The sequence below is a fragment of the Propionivibrio soli genome (assembly GCF_025770765.1).
In the GTDB taxonomy this organism is placed as follows: Bacteria; Pseudomonadota; Gammaproteobacteria; order Burkholderiales; family Rhodocyclaceae; genus Propionivibrio; species Propionivibrio soli.
In genome coordinates, this window is sequence record NZ_JANZKY010000003.1 from 1 (window position 1) to 18,172 (window position 18,172).

Here is an 18,172-nt window from a genome sequence, read left to right on the forward strand (position 1 = left end):
CCAGCGACAGTGCCCGCGCCAAACGCATCGCGACGGAATTGGCCTCAAGCCTGGGGTTTTCGCCGGTTGATGCCGGAGGCTTGAAGAACGCCCGCTATCTTGAGCCGCTGGCTGGGCTGAACATCTACTTCGGCTACGGCGCCGGCCTCGGCACAGCCATCGCCCCCACTTGGATGCGGAAGTCCTGAAACAGCCATTCGCCGACGGCTCTCCCCGGTTTCAACTAACCGGTGGAGATGCCGCGGTGTCCTTGAGACAAGATGAACCACTCAGCCATCACGAGCCACATTCTGCACAGCACTTCTTTCATCCGGAATCATGTCTCGGAGGGGGCCATCGCCGTCTTACACTTGGGCGCAGAACAAACGGCCATCGCTTTCGGCGACACCATCGATCAGGATGAGGTTCTTGTGCTTTCGCTTGGCACCTCGGGAATTGCGCAGGAATACTTCAATGACCGGCTACCCACGCCGCTTGCGTTGGAGAGGGCGATTCAACAGGTTGAAGACGAAATCGCAACCGCTTATAAGGTAGGCGGGAAGCACTTTCGGCTCTTCACAACCGACGCCGCCATCGGGGAGATCGCGGTTCAGGCTGGGCTAAAGGAGATTGGCGGTACGGGAACTTGCACGGATAGCGAGCCGTTTCACGTCATCCTCGTTCCGTAGCCTAAGGACGCATACCAGTTCCCTCGTCCGCCAGGTGTGAGGTCGAGAATGTTGTAGACGGGAGTCAAAAGGTCGATGCCGCGTTCACCGATGTCGCCCGCCATTCGCGGATGTGCGCTGTAGAAGTGTCGAAGCGTGCCGTCGGATTCGCGGGTGAATACCGAGATGGTCGAGTCCTGATTACCTTCCTCGTCTTCGCTACCCAGGTCGTACTTGAACGTGCTACCTTCGGCGGCGCTCAGCAGCCGCAATTTGTTCCAGGCTCTCGTTCGGGCGAATGCGCGCAGGGTGGGAGAATCGGCGGCGGCCACGATGGCGAAATCAACGTTCTGCACTATATGCTGCGCAACACCATTGAACCCGTCGATCCAGAGCGTGCACATCGGACATGCCTTCGACTGCCTCTTGCCGTACATGAAGTGATAGATCACGAGTGTCCGATTTGGCCCGGAGAAGAGCTCGCTCAGTCGCACCCTTCGAATGGGCGTGTCGCCGTCCTCAAGATCGGCGGGGCCTTCGGTGAAGGCGTAGTCGTCGACAGCCGCGCCCTGAGGTAGCTGGCGGCGCAACTCGGCGACGCGCTCGCGCAACTGCATTGAATCGATTTCGGCTAGCCTCAGCTCTTCGCGCTTCGCGAGATACTCGTCGGACTCGTTCGCCAATCGAGTGTGGCGAAAAACACCTGTAGGTTTGTCATCTAGCATGAGTCAGCTCCTATAGCAGTCGATTCCCGAAATGCGATCTGATCACGACCGCGTTAAGTCCTTGGATTGTTGGCCTATGAGCCCGTTCCTTGCGCTGTCTCGTCTTGATGCGTCTGTATTTGGCGGTCGGCGGCGCATTTCGTATCACGCCGGTGCCTCTATTCCAGCGCTTGCGGCAGCAAAACGACGCGGTGCGTTAGGCCGGGCATACATACGGTCCAGATACGCGCGCAGTTGAGGCAGTGATCCGAGCAGGTTGAATTCTTTGGCCCAATCAACCGTGTAGGCCACCACGCAGTCGGCGGCGGTGATTGAATTACCTACAACGAACTCTCGCCCGATCATGTGTTTCTCCAGCACCCGTGCCATGTCCGCAAAGTCTTCCCGGGCGAGCGCAATGTCGGCCGGGGACCGTTTGTCCTCGGGGTAGAGGAAGCTGTGGCGAGCAATACGCCACAACGGTTGATCGAGCTCCGTCATGGTAAAAAAGATCCAGCGGTAAACCTGAGCGCGCTGTGCCAGGTCTGAGGGCAGCAGGCCTTTTGCAGGATATTTCTCAGCAAGGTAGAGAACAATGGCGGCTGACTCGGTAATCACCTGGTCGCCATCTACCAACACAGGCACTTTATGCGCGGGATTAAGGCGCAGGAACTCCGGCGCCAAATGTTCGCCCGCGGGTATTTTGACCGGTACGAGTTCGCAGTCGATGCCCAATTCCCCAATTGCCCACAACACCCGTAGCCAACGTGAAGGGCCAAATCCGTAGAGTTTCATCATGATGCTTCCTTCCTTAAGTGGTCTTCAATTGATCACGACGCGCTGAAGTTAGCCTGCGCTTTTTGCGGCTTTGGCGTTACGCGAACCTTCGCCGAAAGCAAAGGTGCGATACGGCCGGACGCGCGGTTCCTGGTTTTCGCCAACCGGCTCGGCTCCATAGAAAACTCCGCCGTTTGTCCGGCCGACGGTTCACCTGATGAACGATCGGTTCCCGGCCCTTGCATTAAAGACGGCGCCAACGAGAGCCGGAATCCAACTCAGCGCAAATTGTCCAAAGGGCTTTATCCCCAATGCCGTTTAGTTTGATCACCAAGGGGCGACGAGTCGGAGCTTATCGATGGCGGAGGAGAATGGTGAGTAACAACTTTGACGCGTTTCGGGTGCGAGCCATCGACATAAAAGATGCACTATGGACACATTGATCGCGTCTGCCGCGCGGGCCCTCAATGCGGGCGATCCGCTGGCCGCCTTAAAGCGAGTTGCGTTGCGCCAAGATCCGCGGGCGCTGGCCTTGCGCGGGATCGCGATGGCTCAGCTAGGTGAGCTAAAAACGGCGAGGGCGCTATTGCGGCGTGCCGTGCGTGCTTTCGCTCCGGCAGAGCGGACGGAACGTGCTCGATGCATCGCGGCCGAAGCGGAAATTGCCTTGGCTGTGCGCGATCTACGCGGGCTAAACCCAGCTTTGAATCGAGCAAGGCGGACCTTCGAAGCGATGGGCGATCACGAAAATGCGCTGCATACGGCACTGATAGCAATTCGCCAACAACTCCTGCTCGGTCGCGTACACGAGGCAAGTGAAACGCTCAGCACGCTCAAAATGACAACAGCGTCAGCCATGTTGAAGGCGCGGAGTGAGCTTATCGCATTCGAGATTGCTCTGCGGAAGGTTAAGGTTATACCGGCAAAAGCGGCGCTTGAGGCGGCTCGGATTGCCGCTACCCAGTCGGGCATTGCGGCGCTTTGCGCGGAGGTTCAATACGCCGAGCGCGCGTTTCAATTGCCGGCGGCAAGGCTCGTGTCGGCGGGAAGGGAACGACCGTTAGTAATCGCTGAAATTGAGGCGTTATCGACATCTGAACACCTCGTCGTAGACGCCTGCCGGAGAACGGCGCGCGTCCACGGGGTAGAAGTTGAGTTCGCACGGCGTCCCGTTCTATTTGCATTGCTGCGAACGTTGGCTGAGAGCTGGCCAGGAGATGCGACCCGCGAACTTCTCTGCGAACGCGCATTCCGCGCACGACGTATCGATGAATCACATCGAGCACGGCTTCGGGTCGAACTTGGGCGTTTGCGCAAAGAACTAAGTACGCTTGCTGGCGTGCAAGCGACTCCTTCGGGCTTCGCTCTGGTGCCCCATTCCGGCTCCGTACTGGTTCTTGCCCCGCCAGTTGAGAGCGATGACGCGGCGGTGATCGCGCTGATGGCCGATGGAGAAGCCTGGTCTACATCTGCCTTGGCATTGGCGCTTGACCTGAGCCAGCGGACCGTGCAACGCGTGCTCGCCGATTTGATGGCGGCAGGTAAGGCACGCGCACTTGGCAACGGGCGAACGCGCCGCTGGCTTGCCGCTTCAGTCAGCGAATTCGCGACGATGTTGTTACTCCCTACGTTCGTCGAGAGCAGATAAGCTGGCTTTTCCCAATGGTTTGAAATGGATACACCATGACATACGAGATAGGCGACGAATCTGATACCGGTAGTTCGGGTCGTGTAAGGCCGGCGGAAATTGTGTCTGAACTTGGCCCATTCTCAGGCGCACCTAGTGTCGGCGGCGTGACATTTGACGGAAGCCATGTATGGTTTGCTGCTGGCAAGAACCTTCGGGCGATCGATCCTGCAAGCGGCCGGGAAGTGCGCATAATCGACGTCGCGTCGGACGCTGGCACAGCTTATGACGGTCGTTTTCTTTATCAGATAGCTGGCGGAAGTATTCACAAAATCGATCCCGAAACCGGGGCTGTCGTCGCTACGATCCCTTCGCCGGGAACGAGTGGCGGCGACTCGGGGCTCGCGTGGGCCGAAGGAACACTATGGGTTGGCCAGTACCGCGACCGAAAAATCCACCAGATCGACCCCGATTCAGGGGCCATCTTACGCACGATTGAGTCAAACCGATTTGTCACAGGGGTGACCTGGGTGGACGACGAGCTTTGGCACGGTACGTGGGAAGGTGAGCAAAGCGATATTCGTCGGATCGACGTTGATAACGGCAGCGTTCTGCTCCAACTGACGATGCCGGAAGGTGTTGGAGTATCTGGGCTCGAATCGGATGGCGGGGATCTGTTCTATGCAGGAGGAGGCCCGAGTGGAAAAGTACGCACGGTTCGCCGACCCAAAGCCTAGGTTCTTTGTACGTCGCACAGTCCGATAAGGATGGTCGGCTCAAGCTCTAGGCTCATCGTCCCAGCCTGGACATTAGCCGTCTTCATAGGGGCTGCCGCTCTGGCGGCTAAAGCGGCTCGCTCGTTCGACGACCTAAAACGTGCTGCATCGGTACGACACGGGCATTCACTGTACTTGCCTTTCTGAGGATGCGCGCCTAAGTGTCACCGTCGGGTTGCTAACTGAGCCACCTCAGTAATTTCCTGTAGAGCTTTTCGGGATCAATGGGCTTGGCTATAAAGTCATTCATGCCAGCGGCCAGACAGCGTTCCTCATCTTCTCCGAAGGCATTCGCCGTCATGGCGATAACGGGAATGTCTTTCACGCCATCAAGTCGTCGAACAGCCTTTGTCGCGGTCACTCCGTCCATTTTGGGCATTTGCAGGTCCATGAGGACCAAGGCATACCAACCCGGCTGGGCACTGCGGATTTTCGCGACGGCTTCTTCTCCGTCTGAGGCCAATTCGCAAATCAGGCCGGCGTCTTCCAAGATTGCCTGGGCGACAAGCTGGTTGATGTCGTTGTCTTCGACCAGAAGTACTCGGGTTCCTGCGACCTTCTTTCGGAGTTGCTCGGCGACGTCTTTGTCCGATGTCTCGACTAAATCGGTATGTCCGTCGTCTGCTTTACTCAGGCGCACCGTAAACCAGAAAGTGCTGCCTATTCCCTGAATACTGCTCACCCCGGCATCGCCACCCATCAGTTGCGCCAGCCGTCGGGTAATCGCCAATCCAAGGCCTGTTCCTCCATGACTGCGAGTTGTCGATGCATCGCCCTGTTCGAAAGGAGAAAACAATCGAGACCTCGTCTCCGGAGGAATACCGATGCCGGTATCAGTGACTTCAAAACGGAGCAAAACCGAGCGCTCGTCCTCGTGCTCCTTGGCTGTTCGTACAGTCACCGAACCCGTCTTGGTGAACTTGACCGCATTACCGACGAGGTTCAGTAGCGCCTGGGTAAGGCGTGTGGCGTCTCCAAGCAATTGCGGCGGGAGGAAATCCATCTCGGTCTTGAGTTCGATCCCCTTGGCTCGCGCCATTTCGGCCACCATTGCGCATACCTCGTCGGGCAGCGCGCGGATGTTGAGCTCGTCTTCAGACAAATGAAGCTTACCCGCTTCGATTTTGGAGAAATCGAGGATGTCGTTGACGATGCCTAGCAGATGTTTTCCGGCGGCATCGATTTTCTCCAGCTTGCCTGCCGTGTCGGGGTCAAGATGTTTCCTTCGCAAAAGTCCCGAAAAACCGATGATGGCATTCATGGGAGTCCGGATTTCATGGCTCATATTGGCCAAGAAACTCCCCTTCGCCTGGTTGGCCACTTCTGCGGCTACCTTGGCCTCGATCAAGGCCGCCGTGCGTTCCTCAACCATCGTTTCCAGATGGTTCCGATGGCGCTCCAATTCTGCCTCGGTCTCCTTGAGTTTTGTGATGTCCACCGCCACACCCACCCAGACCGCCTCCCCGGTGATGCGTTGCATCGGCGCTGAACGAGCCTGTAGCCAGACGTGCCGCTCATTGGCCAAGTTGAATTGCAATACGCCGGAATACTGAATTCCCTCGCGTCGACAACGCGCCTGTTCCTCCAGGTATCGTGCGTAAGACTCGGGTGCCATCAAAGAAAACAGCGGTTGCGTGTCCTCCAGGAGGTCAGAGGGCTTCAAACCAAGCATCTTCTCGACACCCGCGCTGATGTAGCGTAACGCGACTTTGCCGTCATGCATTTCGTATTGATAGACGAAGCCGTCCGGCAGGTTGTCGCCCACGGAGCGTAACTGCGCCTCGCTTTCTCGAAGACGAGTTTCACTGACCGAATACTCGTATTCAATGCGCTGAGAATTCATGCTCACCAGCGTCAAGGTCATCAGCTGCACGGTCAGTATTTGTGCGAGGGCGTAAAGGCTGCCAAAACCCTTCAATACTTCGAAAGCCGTACTTGCATTCTCACCATGAAGTTGAAGCGCGATCCGCGCTAAAGAAAGGAGGCCAACAATAAGCATCCAAAGCGCCAGCATCACGTCGTTCGAACCGAAGTAAGGCGGACGGTAGCGCCAGGTCAGGGTGGCTGTCGCCAAGCTGAGCACGCAGGCCAGGACACTATAGACAATAATGCGAGCATCAAGCTGAGCGGGATCCAGGCTGAAGTAGCCGAATACCGCCAAGAAAGCCGCGGCGAAGAGGCCATCCCAGCAATAGCTGACCTTGAGCCCTCGGAAAATGAGCATGCCGCGGAACACCAGGAGAAGTCCGCCCAACAGAAAAGCGTTGCGCGCCACGCGTACGATCCACGTCTGGGGCAGAGCCGCGGGTACGAGCATCGCCGCTCCCAAGGCAAGACACGCGATACCGGCGGTCCAGAAACCGAAACCGGGATAGGTTTTGCGAGTGCGGAAGACGACGAACATGATGAGTGTCGCCGCCGAAGAAAGCAAAGCGTTCGTACCCAGCAGTGTGGCAGTGTCCATGTTCTGAACTTATCTTAGAGTTGGGCTGAGACCTCGATACGTCAATGTTAATCCGAGCCCGGTAATGCCACACAGTTACGCGCGGGATCGGAATACGTCCGGGTTAAGCAAGCGCTATTGACATCGACTGCTTTCAAACTTGCAGGTTGCATGCAGACGTTATGGCGGCAAGTACCCTCGCTCTTTTCTTAGCAATTTGACCGTCACGCCTAGGTTTATTCCGGACTGTGGACGACTCTCCTTGATGGCGCTGAACCAGGAGGAAACGCTGCCTCCCGTCAGAGGTGCTTGCTGACGTCGACTTCGTCCAGTTGTGAGGGTTGGAGGTAGCGCTGCCCGTAGATTCGGTAAATGCCGTTTCTCAGGAAAATATCGAAGAGTTCCGCGTCGACCTCTCCGTTCTCCTTTAGCGAAAAGAGCGCGTCGACCGCCTCGCTCAAGGTATTGGGGCGAGTATAGGGGCGATCCCACGCGGTCAAGGCCTCGAAAATGTCGGCAATGGCCAGGATTCGCGCGGGCGTCGACACTTCGTCACCGGAGAGCTGTCGCGGATACCCGGTCCCCGTCGGGGTTTCGTGATGGCATCCCGCGTATTCGGGGATTCGCTTGAGTCCCTCGGGGAAGGGCAGGTTATCGAGCGCCCGGATCGTGTGGATCACGTGTTCCTTGACCGTGAAGCGCTCTTCTTCTGTCAGGGTGCCGATTCGTATGCCGAGGTTGTAGAGTTCCCCCGAGTTGAGCTGATGCTCGGGAATCGGCATCGAGAAGCCAGATTGTGCTGCCGGGTTTGGCGTTGCGTCTCGCCCGATCACGTGCTGCATCTTGTCCGCGAGCAACGGCTCATCGCCCGTGGCGCTCCCTTCGCCTGCCTGCTCCATGCGTCGCAACTCGTTACGGGAGAGTCCCAATCGGTCATCGAAATTCCTGTGCCAGCAGCGCGAGGCAATGGCGTGAAGCCGTGCCAGGCGGTCCGCATCCATCGGGATGAGACCGAGATTGCACTCGGCAATGAACGAAAATTCGTCGATCAACGTTCGCTTGCGCTCATCGAATTCGGCATCTGCTTGTTCCGGGGCCACCCCTTGCTCGTGGATCGCGCGCAGGCGGGCAATCTCTGCATCGCGGAACAGAACCTCGAACCGGGCTCTCACTTCGTGGATACGGTTGTGGACCGTCTCGAGTTTCGTCGCCTTGTCCACGATGTATTCGGGGGTGGCCAGCTTTCCAAAGTCATGAAGGCGCGCCGCGATTCGGAACTCGCGCCATTCCTCATCAGACCGGAAGCCGAAGCCGGCGAGGGCCCCCGACGTCGCGCCGCTTGCCTCCTCTGCGAGCATGACGGCCAATTCGGACATCCGGGCGCAGTGCCCTCCGGTGTACCGGCTCTTGGCGTCGACCGCTTCCGCCATGACGGCGACGAGGCCATCCACCATCGCCCGTTGTTCGTCGACGAGGCGGAGGTTGTCCAGTGCGATCGCCGCTTGAGAGGCCAGGGCCTCAACAAAACCGACGACATCAGGAGAAAATCCGACGATCTCGGCGGTATCGGGATCCGTTGCATTGAGGAATTGGAGTACGCCAATGGGCGCGTGGTCGCGCGGGGTAAGCGGTACCGTCAGCATCGAGACGGCGCGCAGGCCGGTTGATTCGCTGAAGCGCTTGGTACCGGAAAGGTCGAAGCGCGTTTCCCGATAGACGTCGTCGATCACCACGGTTGTGTTGTTCAGTACCGCGTAAGCCGATACGTAACCGCTCTCGGGCTCTTTTGTTACCGGGTCGTAAAGCGGTACTTCGAATCCGCCAATATCGTCTACGCTGGTACGAACCGCGAAGCGCAGGGTGTCGTTTGCTGTGCGAAGAAAGAGGGTTGCCGCTTGGCAATGGGCTATTTCCTTGCCGGCGCTCAGGATTTGCTGGATGAGGCGAACCCGGTCTCGCTCCGCCGTCATCTCTCTGGCGCACCGAATCAGCCCTTCAAGGATGGCTTGCTCCCGCTTCACTTTTTACAGCGTCCTCTCTTGTTCCAAAAAAGTCATTGGTCTGTATGCCAGTCAGTCATCCGGCCAACTCGAGTATGGCTATTAGACCACCGCTAAAGGTCTATAGTGCGCGAGTGAGACTTCAACCGCGCCGTGCAACAGGACGTAGAACGCACTATGGCTCAGATGCCTGGCTTACACGCGGGCCCGGGGCCGCGTACATCCCGTGGACGCGTTGCATGAAAGCGCAGGAAGGCTTAATGAATGCGATAAACTGTACGGATGAACAGTATCCGCCGCATCGCCCACCTCGACATGGACGCGTTTTTCGCGTCGGTCGAGTTGCTGCGCTACCCCGAGCTGAAGGGAAGGGCGGTCGTCGTCGGCGGACGCAGCATCCACCAGCCGACGCAACGGGAAGATGGGTCACTTGCGTTCGCTCGCCTGCGCGACTACGTCGGGCGTGGCGTGGTGACGACTTCCACCTATGAAGCACGTGCGTTGGGCGTGTTTTCCGGCATGGGGTTGATGAAGTCGGCGAAGCTCGCGCCGGACGCCGTGTTGCTTCCGGCGAACTTCGATGCCTACCGCGACTACTCCCGCCGGTTCAAGTCAGCGGTGACCACGATCGCTCCACAGTTCGAAGACCGCGGTGTCGACGAAATCTATATCGACCTGACCGACATCCCGGAAGAGACTGAGCCGCTGGCGCGGCGCATCAAGGAGGCGGTGTTCGACGCGACGGGTTTGACCTGTTCGATTGCTGTCAGCCCGAACAAGCTTTTATCGAAGATTGGTTCGGATTTGCAGAAGCCGAATGGTCTCACGATCTTGAACGCCGAGGATGTGCCGACGCGCCTGTGGCCGCTGGCGGCGAAGAAGATCAACGGCATCGGCCCCAAGTCGGCGGAGAAGCTGGGTCGTCTGGGTATCCACACGATCGGCGATCTTGCGGCGACGCCGGAGGATTTTCTCGTTCGTCATTTCGGCCGGTCTACCGGCGCGTGGATGCATCGCGCCGCGCACGGTCATGACGACCGGCCGGTGGTGACTGAGTCCGAGCCGAAGTCGATCAGCCGCGAAACGACCTTCGAACGCGATCTCGATGCCCGGCGCGACCGCGCCGAACTCTCCCGAATCTTTACCTGGCTGTGCATGAAACTGGGCGAGGACCTGGAGCGCAAAGGGTACGCAAGCCAGACGATCGGCATCAAGTTGCGCTACGCCGATTTTCACGCGGTGACGCGCGACATCACGCTGCCGTTCCCGGTACGCGACGGCCCGGCCATCCGCAAGGCGGCCGGCGAATGCCTGAAACGCGCGCCGCTGACGCAGCGTCTGCGCTTGCTCGGCGTGCGCGCCGGCAATCTCACACCGGCGGGCGACGAGTCTTTGCCACCGACCGCCGTGCAGGCCGAGCTACGGTTTTAAGGGCTTAGCCGCCGCGTTTGCCGAGTCGTCACTCGCGCGCTCTCTTCACTGTGCGGTCGCTGCCCTTTTGTTGGGTCCGAAGCGCCTATTCGCCCGGTTCCGGCGGCGTTTCCTCGGCCATCCGCTTGAGCGTTACGTAGTCCGTTTTCCCGGTACCGAGGAGTGGAATCTCCTTCACTACCCGGATCGTACGCGGTACAGCGAGCTCGCTCGCGCCCGCCGCTTTCGCGGCGGCAAGCAGGTGTTCGCGGCGCAGGTGCGGCGAGGTCGTGAACAGGACGAGCGCTTCGCCCTTGCTCGCATCCGGGCGCGTTGAGGCGGCGTGTGCGAAGCCCTGTCCGGCGGCCTTTGCCAGTCCTTCGACGACTTCGAGCGAGACCATTTCGCCGGCGATCTTGGCAAAACGCTTGATCCGACCGCGAATGTGCAGGAAACCGTCGGCATCGAACTCGACGACGTCACCGGTCGCGTACCAGCCCGGTTCATGGCTCTCTGGCGTCTGGATCACGCCGGGCTTGTCGAACAGCAGGTAGCCGCGCATGACGTTGGGTCCTTTCACGTGCAACGCTCCGCCGTTGGCGATGCCGGGGACGGGTTCGAGTCGGTGTTCGATTCCCGGCAACATTTGCCCGACACTACCGATGCGGCACGCCATGGGCACGTTGACGGCGACCACCGGCGCGCACTCCGTGATCCCGTAGCCTTCGAGGATGCGAATGCCGAACTTGTCCATCCAGGTCTGTCGCACGGCATCGTTCAGTTTCTCGGCGCCGGCGACGACATAGCGCAGCCGTCCGAAATCGTACGGGTGCGCGTACTTCGCGTAGTTGCCGAGAAAAGTCGAGGTACCGAAAAGTACGGTGCAGTCGCGGTCATACACGACCTCGGGAATGACGCGGTAATGCAACGGGTTCGGGTACAGGAAGACCTTGCATCCCGAGACGAGGGGCAGCAGTACGCCGCAGGTGAGGCCGAACGAGTGGAAGAGCGGCAGCGCCATCATGAACTTGTCGAGCGGCGTGAAATCGGCGACGGCCCTGATTTGCGCGACGTTCGAGAGCACCGACGAGTGCGTATGCACGACACCTTTCGGCTTGCCTTCCGACCCCGAGGTGAACAACACGATTGCGGGGTCGCCGGGAGCCTGCCGTTCCGCTGCTCCGCGCGGAAAGATACTGCGCCAGAGGACCGTGGCTTTATCGCTGAGGCCTATCTGCGACTTGAAGTCTTCGAGGTAGCTGAATTCGACGCCCTCGATCCTCGCCAGTGTGGCTTCGAGCTTTGCCTTTGCGACGAACTCGCGCGAGGTGATGATCGTCCGGATCTTCGCCGCCGTACACGCGGCGCGCAGGCCGTCGACGCCGGCCGTGTAGTTGAGCATGGCCGGGATGCGCCGGCTGGCCGAAAGTGCCAGGATCAGAGCCGGGGTGGCGGCCGCGCTCGGGGTCAATACGCCGACGATCTCGTCGCACGCCGTGATCTTTCTGATGACTTGCCGCATCCCGAGTGCCATGCGCAGCACCGAACCGTAGGATTCCTCACGCAGACGGACGTCCTCGATGAGCTCGTGGTCGCGCCCGAACGTCGCCATGCCGTCGAGGAATGCGTCGTAGATCGTGCGTTCGGGGCGCGTCGCGACCAGCATATCGAGGAGGATGCGGCGCATCAGTTCACCGCACCGGCGGCGCCTTTCCTTCGCCGACGGTAGGTCGGGCATCTCGATCATGCGCCGGGGCTGCACCGAAATCGTCACTTTGGGGAAGAACTTGCGCGGATAGACACCGCCGAGCCGACCAAAATAGCTACGTGCCGCGCCGTCGATGCGTACCGGAACGACGGTGGCGCCCGTCCTGGCCGCGACGAATGCTGCGCCGTCGTAGACCTTCATCAACGAGCCCGTCCGCGTAATGCGGCCTTCGGGAAAGATGACGACGGGCTGCCCGGTCTCGACCAGCTTCACGATCTGCTTCATCGCCAGCGGACTCGTGGATTCGACGGGCAGATGGCGCACGAAGCGCAGAAGGAAGCCGAACAACGGCCGGTCGGCGATCTGCTTATGCACCACATATACCGCATCGACCGGCATGTTGAGTCCGAGCAGCAACCCGTCGATGAACGATTCGTGGTTGGCGACAACCAGAGTTCGCCGATTGACGAAAGCCGAAGTGTCGCCATGCAACTCGACCCGGAACAGGAACTTTAGCAGTAGGTGAAGAATCGTCTTGAACATGATGTTGGCTTATTTGTGTTGTTGGCTCTGGTCAATGACGCAGATCTGTACCGTTTTTTTTCCAAGGCAGACCCGGCAGACCAGACGCCCCACAATGACAGCGGCAGCTCCAGTCGCCAGCAGGTGTTTCAACGTATGACCAGTTACGACGCCTAGCGCCTCGGCGATCTGGTGATCGTTAATCTCCGTTAACTTGGCGGCGGCATAGAGTAGCAGAGCTGCACTGAACGACAAACGGTCAGCCAGCGGGGCACGATAAAGCCACTGCCACAGCGGGATCAATAGCATGGGCAGGATTTGCAGCAGAAGATAAAAGCGCAGGTCGCCTTGTCCCGCGATTTCCGAGAGGTACCACCAGGCGACGCTGTAGACGCCGAGTGCAGCCATCCAGGCGGCGAGGACGGCGCTCGATTCACCCCTGACGTCGCCCCATACTCCTGCCAGCAAGCCGCCGCAGGCGAGGGTAATCGGCAAGCGGTCCCAGACCAGGCGTGCGTTGTCGGGGGCCAAGTGGTACCACGCGGAACCGAACGCGGTGAGGACGAGACCGATCAGAAAGAGCCGATAGCCGGCCCAGCCATTGACGAGCGAGCGGTGAGTGCAGACGCGTGGTAGACGAAACGCCGCCCACAGAGCGACCAACGCGAAGCCGGCATTCGACACCACATCGGCGAAGTGAGGAATTCCGTAGACGACACTGACGTCGGCGAAGGCGTGGTAGTCGGGCAACTGCGCGATCGGGCCATGCCAGAGCGCGACCCCGGTGAGCAGGGTGACAAGCGCCGTTGGGGCGATTCTTGTGGCGGCATTCATTGTTTTTCTCCGTTCCTGATTGAAGGAGCGCTCAGGATGCCGCCGGACCTGAATGGAAGAAACTATTACCAAAAAAGTGGCTAGGATTATAATTAAAAGTATTGAATATTGATACTTTATGCCATGAGCGAGTTTGGAGGCAGGGGAGAGACGGGGCAGTTGGTCAGAACGCTGAAAAAGCGTTTAAAACTGCAGGGTGCGACGTATCGTGACCTGGCGGCGGCGCTCTCGTTATCCGAGCCGAGCGTGAAGCGCATGTTTGCCACCGGCCGCTTCTCGCTCGACCGGCTGGTGGAGATCAGCCATTTCCTGGGCTTTACGCTCGCCGAACTGGCTCAGGAAGCCTCGGTCTCAGAAAACCTGGTGCACCTGCTCAGCGAGGCGCAGGAGAGGGAGCTCGTCTCCGACGAAAAACTCCTGCTCGTCGCCATCTGCTCACTCAATCACTGGAGCGTCGAGGACATCGTGCGCAGGTATCGCCTGAGCGCAGCAGAGTGTATCCAGCGGCTGGTACAGCTCGATCGCCTGCGCCTGATCGTGCTGCTGCCCGGGAACCGGATACGGCTCAACGTGGCCCGCGATTTCGACTGGCGGCCGAAGGGACCGATCCGCCAATACTTCCGCGAGAACGGGCTGCACGATTTCCTGGGGACCGACTTTTCGAATGACGACGAAATGATGGCCTTCTCGCACGCGATGCTGACCGACGTCGCCGCCGCGAAGCTGCTGACTGAACTGCGCCGACTCAGGCAGCGCTTTGCCGAGTTGCACGAGGAAAGCCTCTCGGCCCCGCTTGCGCGCCGGCATGGCGTCGGCATGTTGCTGGCAACGCGCGAATGGGAGATCGCGGCGTTTAGCCGGTTGCGGCGTTAAAAAAGCGGGCGCCGAAGCGCCCGAAGACCTAGAAGAGTGCCATGGGTGGGTAGCTAGAACATATGGCGAATACCGAGCTGGTAAGCCTGCTGATAGGTCGTGCCAGACGGAAGCGTGGAGATGCTCGCTTTCGTCAGGGTGTCGTCGTCCTGATTGATCTTTCCATAGGCGACGTAGAGGTTTGTCCGCTTGCTCAGGTTGTGGAAGTAAGCGGCTCCCCACATGCTGAGTGAATCGTCGTGGGTCGCGGAGTTGATGTAATCGAGTTTTGCCTTGGCATAGACCAACGTCGCTTTCCCATTCGTACCGACGGGAGCGGCCAGCCCGACGGTCCACTGCTTGCGCGAGTCCTTGGTTTCCGCCCCGCTACTCAGCATGGTGTTCTTTGCATAGTTGTACTCGCCGTACGCAGCGTCCAAACGAACAACTCCAAAGTCGTAGGCACCGGCGATGTTCCAGACGTTGCCAGCGTCGTAAGTGCCGTCGATACCGGCGACCGCGCTACGGTTCTGCAGCTTGTTCCGCTCATAACTAGCGCCTAGAAGTGCCGGGCCGTTGACGTAGTGAGCGGCGACGGTCCACAAGCGGTTGTTGGTGTTGGCGGCGGTATTCTGAGCGGCGGCCGTGATTCGGGTCGGTTCGACTTCCTGAGCCGCCGTGTCGTTTCCGGCTGTTGAGAATCCAGCCTTCAGTTGTAGGCCGTTCCAAGTCGGGGAGAGATAGGCAACAAAGTTGCCGATGCGCGCCTGGTCGATATATACGGGGCTCACTTGCGCGACGGTGGTTCTGCCATTGGCGGACGCGCCGCCCACCAACTGATCGTGGAAGGTATCGCGACGGCCGATCTCGATTTCCCCCCAGTTCTTGCTGGCGAGGCCCACCGTGGACCAACGGCCGAAGGTACCGGTTTGCGTCGACAATCCGGTATCCAGACTCAATCCGGCTTCAAGCCGGAACTTCGCTTCAAGGCCGTCACCCAGCGTCTCGGAACCTTTGAAACCAACCCGCGAACCCGATTGACCTCCGGACTGGACGGCGCTCAGACTCTTTGAACCGCGAACTGGGCTGTCGTTGGCAAACGTGTAATTTCCGTCGGCTACGCCGTAGACCGTCACGTTCGTTTGCGCCATTGCAGCGACGGGAAGCAGGCCGGCGACTGCCAGTACGATTGCTTTCTTCTGCATGTTGAATCTCCTCCAATTTGTAGTTAACGGTGGCTAGAAGCCACTCGACTGGTTATGTCTTCTTTTTCCTCATCGGTCCCGAACGATTCGTTTCTTCCGCCTCCTTTCCTGTTTGAACATTGCTCATGGGTTGCTTTTGCTTTTCGTTATCTGGCGATCTCGATACCGCTGCTCGATCTGCTTCAAAATGGCGGTGGGCGTGATTCCGGAGAAACCGCTAATCACGAGATCGGCATCCTTGAGTGATTGCGGGTCTCCAATTCCAACGACATGCATCCCCGCGTTACGCGCAGCCGTCACACCGGAGGCTGAATCCTCGAACACGACGCACAATGGCGGAGGCATGGAGAGGCGGTCCGCAGCCTTGAGAAAAACTTCGGGATCGGGCTTTGCCACGGTGGTGACATTGCCGTCGACGACCGCATCGAAGAGTGATGCGAGTCCGGTCCGCTCAAGGATGGTTGGCGTGTTCTTGCTGGCACTGCCGATCGCCGTCTTGATGTTCTTCGCCCGCGCTTGCTTGACGAACGTTCTGACGTTGGGCAGTACCTCGGATGGTTGCATCCGGGTAACGTAGTCGAGGTACCAGGCGTTCTTCTTCTCCGCCAGTGCATCGAGTTCGTCGCCGCTCGCTCGAATGCTCACCAGGCCGAGAATGATCTCAAGGCTTCTCGTCCGAGATACGCCTTTGAGCAGTTCATTGGTTTCAGGCGATAACTCGAAACCCATTTCGTTGGCCAGCTTGCGCCAGGCTTGGTAGTGGTATTTGGCGGTGTCGACCAACACGCCGTCGAGATCAAAAATGAAGCAGGCGATTTCCGAGTGCACGATGACTCCAGCAAGAGGGGTGATTGGTTCGCCTTGCCCTCCGTGAGGGCGAGGCGAACCTGAATGGATCTTTCGTCAGAACGAAATGGGGAGGTTTCCGACAGGGAGGTGCTCGCCGGCCAAAGCGAGAGCCGCAATACGTTGGCATTCCTTGCCGTCGAATCCGTAAACGATCCGCTTGATGCGGCCGAACTCACGAGCGGCGTACGGGCAGCCGTACAGGACGATGGCGGAGAGCTTCTCGCGCAGCCCGTCGATGATCGACACCATGCGTTGGCAGGCGTCGGACGAGCCGGTGTAGGACACCGACTGGTTGGCCAGAACCATGACCACGCTCTTGTATTTCAGCGTCGTGGCCAGGACGTGCTCGATCTGCGGCTTGACCGGAAATTCGGGCAGGGCCATGAAGTCGCCGTTCTTGAAGCGGCTCTTCAGCACGTCGGTGGCGACTTCCAGGTCGCACTTGTCGGCCTTGATCGCGCCGCTGACCGGATCCTTGTAGAGCACGCCTTCCTGGATGATGAACAGGTGCTTCTCGGCGGTGTCGAGCGCCAGCGTGTCGACGCCGTCGAGCTGGGCAGCGACCGCCTTTTCGGCCATCACGCGGGTGATGTTGCGGTCGTTGTCGTCGAGTTCGCTCTTCTGCGCGGGCTTCAACGTCTTGTTCTGCGCTTCGATGACGTGCTGCGCGGCGCTGGTGATCTGTTCCTCGCTCACCATGCCTTCACGCCAGGCGTCCAGCATGTAGCCGTAGGCTTCGCGGGCGCCCATGCGGTAACTGGTCATCACCATGTCGTTGCCGGCGGCCATCGCGAGCTTGTGGCAGTCGGGCAGCGGGAAGTAATTGGTCATGCCGATCATCGCGAAGGAGTCGGTCATGATCAGGCCGTTGTAGCCGGTGCTGCGCAGCAACTGGACGGCCTTCGGCGAGATGCTCGCCGGATAGACTGGGTCGAGCTTGGGGATCATGATGTGCCCCATCATCACGCCGGACAGGTCGGCATGCCCCATCGCATAGGTGTAGGGATACATCTCGTGCTCGAGGATCTTCTGCTCGTCGCCGCTCAGGTAGACCATGCCGATGTGGTTGTCGACCTCGGACTCGCCGAAGCCAGGGAAGTGCTTGGCGGTGACGATCATTCCGTTGTCCTGGTAGCCGCGGATCGTGGCGGCGGCCATGCGGGCGACGAATTCCTTGGTGGCGCCGTAGGAGCGGGAACCAACGCAGCACGCCTTGGGGTTCTCGGCAAGGTCAACGATCGGCCCGAACACGACGTTGTAGCCGACCTTCTTGGCCTCGATGGCGGTGATGCGGCCGTATTCGTAGGCCAGTTCCTCCGAACCGGTAGAGCCGATGGCCATCTGGTACGGCATTGACACGATGCCCTTCGGGTAGCCGTACTCCATGTCCTCGCAGATCAGGATCGGGTAGTCGGCGGTGGCCAGCACCTTGTCCAGGATGTCCCGCTCGCTCTTCACGTAGTAGTTGTCCTTGACGTACTTGTGCGAGATGTGGATGCCGCCCAGCGCGCGGTTCTTGATGAGTTCGATGACGAAATCGAAGTCGTCCTGATCGATCGGGTTGCGCATGAGCAGCATCTGACCGATCTTCTGTTCTACGTTGAGGCTGTTGATGTCGAGGGGCTTCATGAAGGATCTCCTGGAGTTGCGGCGTACTTCAGGCCGTCCGGCCGGGCGTTTTCTTCGGCTGCGGCCGCTTTTTGGGCGAAAAAAGGTCCTCCTTGCCAGCAATCGCGGGCCGGGGACGTCTAGCTAGAAGAGGTGGTTCGGTGAGGCTCAGCCGGGGAGGGGCAAACTCCCGGCGGCGGAGCAGGGATC

14 protein-coding genes and 1 pseudogene are annotated in these 18,172 nt (G+C 59.4%); 6 read left to right on the forward strand and 9 right to left on the reverse strand.

The genetic code is table 11. From position 1 onward, the window contains the following. Window positions 1-188 (forward strand): annotated as a pseudogene (locus NZ453_RS03740) (NADPH-dependent F420 reductase); the annotation flags it as partial. A 72-nt stretch (window positions 189-260) separates the two neighbouring features. Next, window positions 261-668 (forward strand): hypothetical protein, encoded by a 408-nt coding sequence (locus tag NZ453_RS03745; RefSeq protein WP_263769026.1) that lies wholly within the window; start codon window positions 261-263, stop codon window positions 666-668. Here the strand turns inward: NZ453_RS03745 and NZ453_RS03750 are convergent. After that, window positions 647-1,372, reverse strand: coding sequence for a DUF899 family protein (locus NZ453_RS03750; RefSeq protein ID WP_263769027.1), 726 nt, complete (start codon window positions 1,370-1,372; stop codon window positions 647-649). The genes NZ453_RS03745 and NZ453_RS03750 overlap by 22 nt on opposite strands. A gap of 144 nt (window positions 1,373-1,516) precedes the next feature. Next, a complete protein-coding gene (locus tag NZ453_RS03755) occupies window positions 1,517-2,149 on the reverse strand; it encodes a glutathione S-transferase family protein (RefSeq protein WP_263769028.1) in 633 nt (210 codons plus the stop codon). 409 nt (window positions 2,150-2,558) lie between these two features. Here NZ453_RS03755 and NZ453_RS03760 point away from each other — a divergent pair, with 409 nt between their 5' ends. Beyond that, a complete protein-coding gene (locus NZ453_RS03760) occupies window positions 2,559-3,776 on the forward strand; it encodes a hypothetical protein (RefSeq protein ID WP_263769029.1) in 1,218 nt (405 codons plus the stop codon). Between the two features lie 35 nt (window positions 3,777-3,811). Continuing rightward, on the forward strand, window positions 3,812-4,492 hold the full coding sequence (locus NZ453_RS03765) for an NHL repeat-containing protein (protein ID WP_263769030.1): 681 nt from the start codon (window positions 3,812-3,814) through the stop codon (window positions 4,490-4,492). 217 nt (window positions 4,493-4,709) lie between these two features. Here the strand turns inward: NZ453_RS03765 and NZ453_RS03770 are convergent, their stop codons facing one another. Together NZ453_RS03770 and NZ453_RS03775 are read right to left on the reverse strand one after the other, a co-directional pair. Continuing rightward, a complete protein-coding gene (locus tag NZ453_RS03770) occupies window positions 4,710-6,806 on the reverse strand; it encodes a PAS domain-containing hybrid sensor histidine kinase/response regulator (protein WP_263769031.1) in 2,097 nt (698 codons plus the stop codon). Between the two features lie 467 nt (window positions 6,807-7,273). Further along, a complete protein-coding gene (locus NZ453_RS03775) occupies window positions 7,274-8,995 on the reverse strand; it encodes an HD domain-containing phosphohydrolase (protein ID WP_263769033.1) in 1,722 nt (573 codons plus the stop codon). A gap of 261 nt (window positions 8,996-9,256) precedes the next feature. Between NZ453_RS03775 and dinB the strand changes: the two genes are divergently transcribed. Continuing rightward, a complete protein-coding gene (gene dinB, locus NZ453_RS03780; RefSeq protein WP_263769034.1) occupies window positions 9,257-10,405 on the forward strand; it encodes a DNA polymerase IV in 1,149 nt (382 codons plus the stop codon). Window positions 10,406-10,490: 85 nt separating this feature from the next. Here dinB and aas read toward each other — a convergent pair whose 3' ends face one another. Beyond that, window positions 10,491-12,635, reverse strand: coding sequence for a bifunctional acyl-ACP--phospholipid O-acyltransferase/long-chain-fatty-acid--ACP ligase (gene aas / locus NZ453_RS03785; protein ID WP_263769037.1), 2,145 nt, complete (start codon window positions 12,633-12,635; stop codon window positions 10,491-10,493). A gap of 9 nt (window positions 12,636-12,644) precedes the next feature. Continuing rightward, complete coding sequence (locus NZ453_RS03790) at window positions 12,645-13,448, reverse strand: hypothetical protein (RefSeq protein WP_263769038.1); 804 nt, start codon at window positions 13,446-13,448, stop codon at window positions 12,645-12,647. A 123-nt stretch (window positions 13,449-13,571) separates the two neighbouring features. Here NZ453_RS03790 and NZ453_RS03795 point away from each other — a divergent pair, with 123 nt between their 5' ends. Beyond that, window positions 13,572-14,321, forward strand: a complete 750-nt coding sequence (locus tag NZ453_RS03795; RefSeq protein WP_263769039.1) for a helix-turn-helix domain-containing protein — start codon at window positions 13,572-13,574, stop codon at window positions 14,319-14,321. Window positions 14,322-14,374: 53 nt separating this feature from the next. Here NZ453_RS03795 and NZ453_RS03800 read toward each other — a convergent pair whose 3' ends face one another. The 3 genes from NZ453_RS03800 to NZ453_RS03810 form a co-directional block, all read right to left on the reverse strand. Continuing rightward, a complete protein-coding gene (locus NZ453_RS03800) occupies window positions 14,375-15,505 on the reverse strand; it encodes a porin (protein WP_263769040.1) in 1,131 nt (376 codons plus the stop codon). A gap of 123 nt (window positions 15,506-15,628) precedes the next feature. Next, entirely contained in the window at window positions 15,629-16,333 is a 705-nt protein-coding gene (gene pgmB, locus NZ453_RS03805; protein ID WP_263769041.1) for a beta-phosphoglucomutase, read from the reverse strand. A gap of 75 nt (window positions 16,334-16,408) precedes the next feature. Then, window positions 16,409-17,983, reverse strand: a complete 1,575-nt coding sequence (locus NZ453_RS03810; RefSeq protein ID WP_263769042.1) for a glycoside hydrolase family 3 N-terminal domain-containing protein — start codon at window positions 17,981-17,983, stop codon at window positions 16,409-16,411. Between the last annotated feature and the right edge of the window lie 189 nt (window positions 17,984-18,172).

Excerpts from the sequence above, each read along its gene's own strand:
- NZ453_RS03745 (WP_263769026.1), top strand. The coding sequence starts at position 261 with ATGAACCACTCAGCCATCACGAGCCACATTCTGCACAGCACTTCTTTC.
- NZ453_RS03750 (WP_263769027.1), bottom strand. The coding sequence starts at position 1,372 with ATGCTAGATGACAAACCTACAGGTGTTTTTCGCCACACTCGATTGGCG.
- NZ453_RS03755 (WP_263769028.1), bottom strand. The coding sequence starts at position 2,149 with ATGATGAAACTCTACGGATTTGGCCCTTCACGTTGGCTACGGGTGTTG.
- NZ453_RS03760 (WP_263769029.1), top strand. The coding sequence starts at position 2,559 with ATGGACACATTGATCGCGTCTGCCGCGCGGGCCCTCAATGCGGGCGAT.
- NZ453_RS03765 (WP_263769030.1), top strand. The coding sequence starts at position 3,812 with ATGACATACGAGATAGGCGACGAATCTGATACCGGTAGTTCGGGTCGT.
- dinB (WP_263769034.1), top strand. The coding sequence starts at position 9,257 with ATGAACAGTATCCGCCGCATCGCCCACCTCGACATGGACGCGTTTTTC.
- aas (WP_263769037.1), bottom strand. The coding sequence starts at position 12,635 with ATGTTCAAGACGATTCTTCACCTACTGCTAAAGTTCCTGTTCCGGGTC.
- NZ453_RS03790 (WP_263769038.1), bottom strand. The coding sequence starts at position 13,448 with ATGAATGCCGCCACAAGAATCGCCCCAACGGCGCTTGTCACCCTGCTC.
- NZ453_RS03795 (WP_263769039.1), top strand. The coding sequence starts at position 13,572 with ATGAGCGAGTTTGGAGGCAGGGGAGAGACGGGGCAGTTGGTCAGAACG.
- NZ453_RS03800 (WP_263769040.1), bottom strand. The coding sequence starts at position 15,505 with ATGCAGAAGAAAGCAATCGTACTGGCAGTCGCCGGCCTGCTTCCCGTC.
- NZ453_RS03810 (WP_263769042.1), bottom strand. The coding sequence starts at position 17,983 with ATGAAGCCCCTCGACATCAACAGCCTCAACGTAGAACAGAAGATCGGT.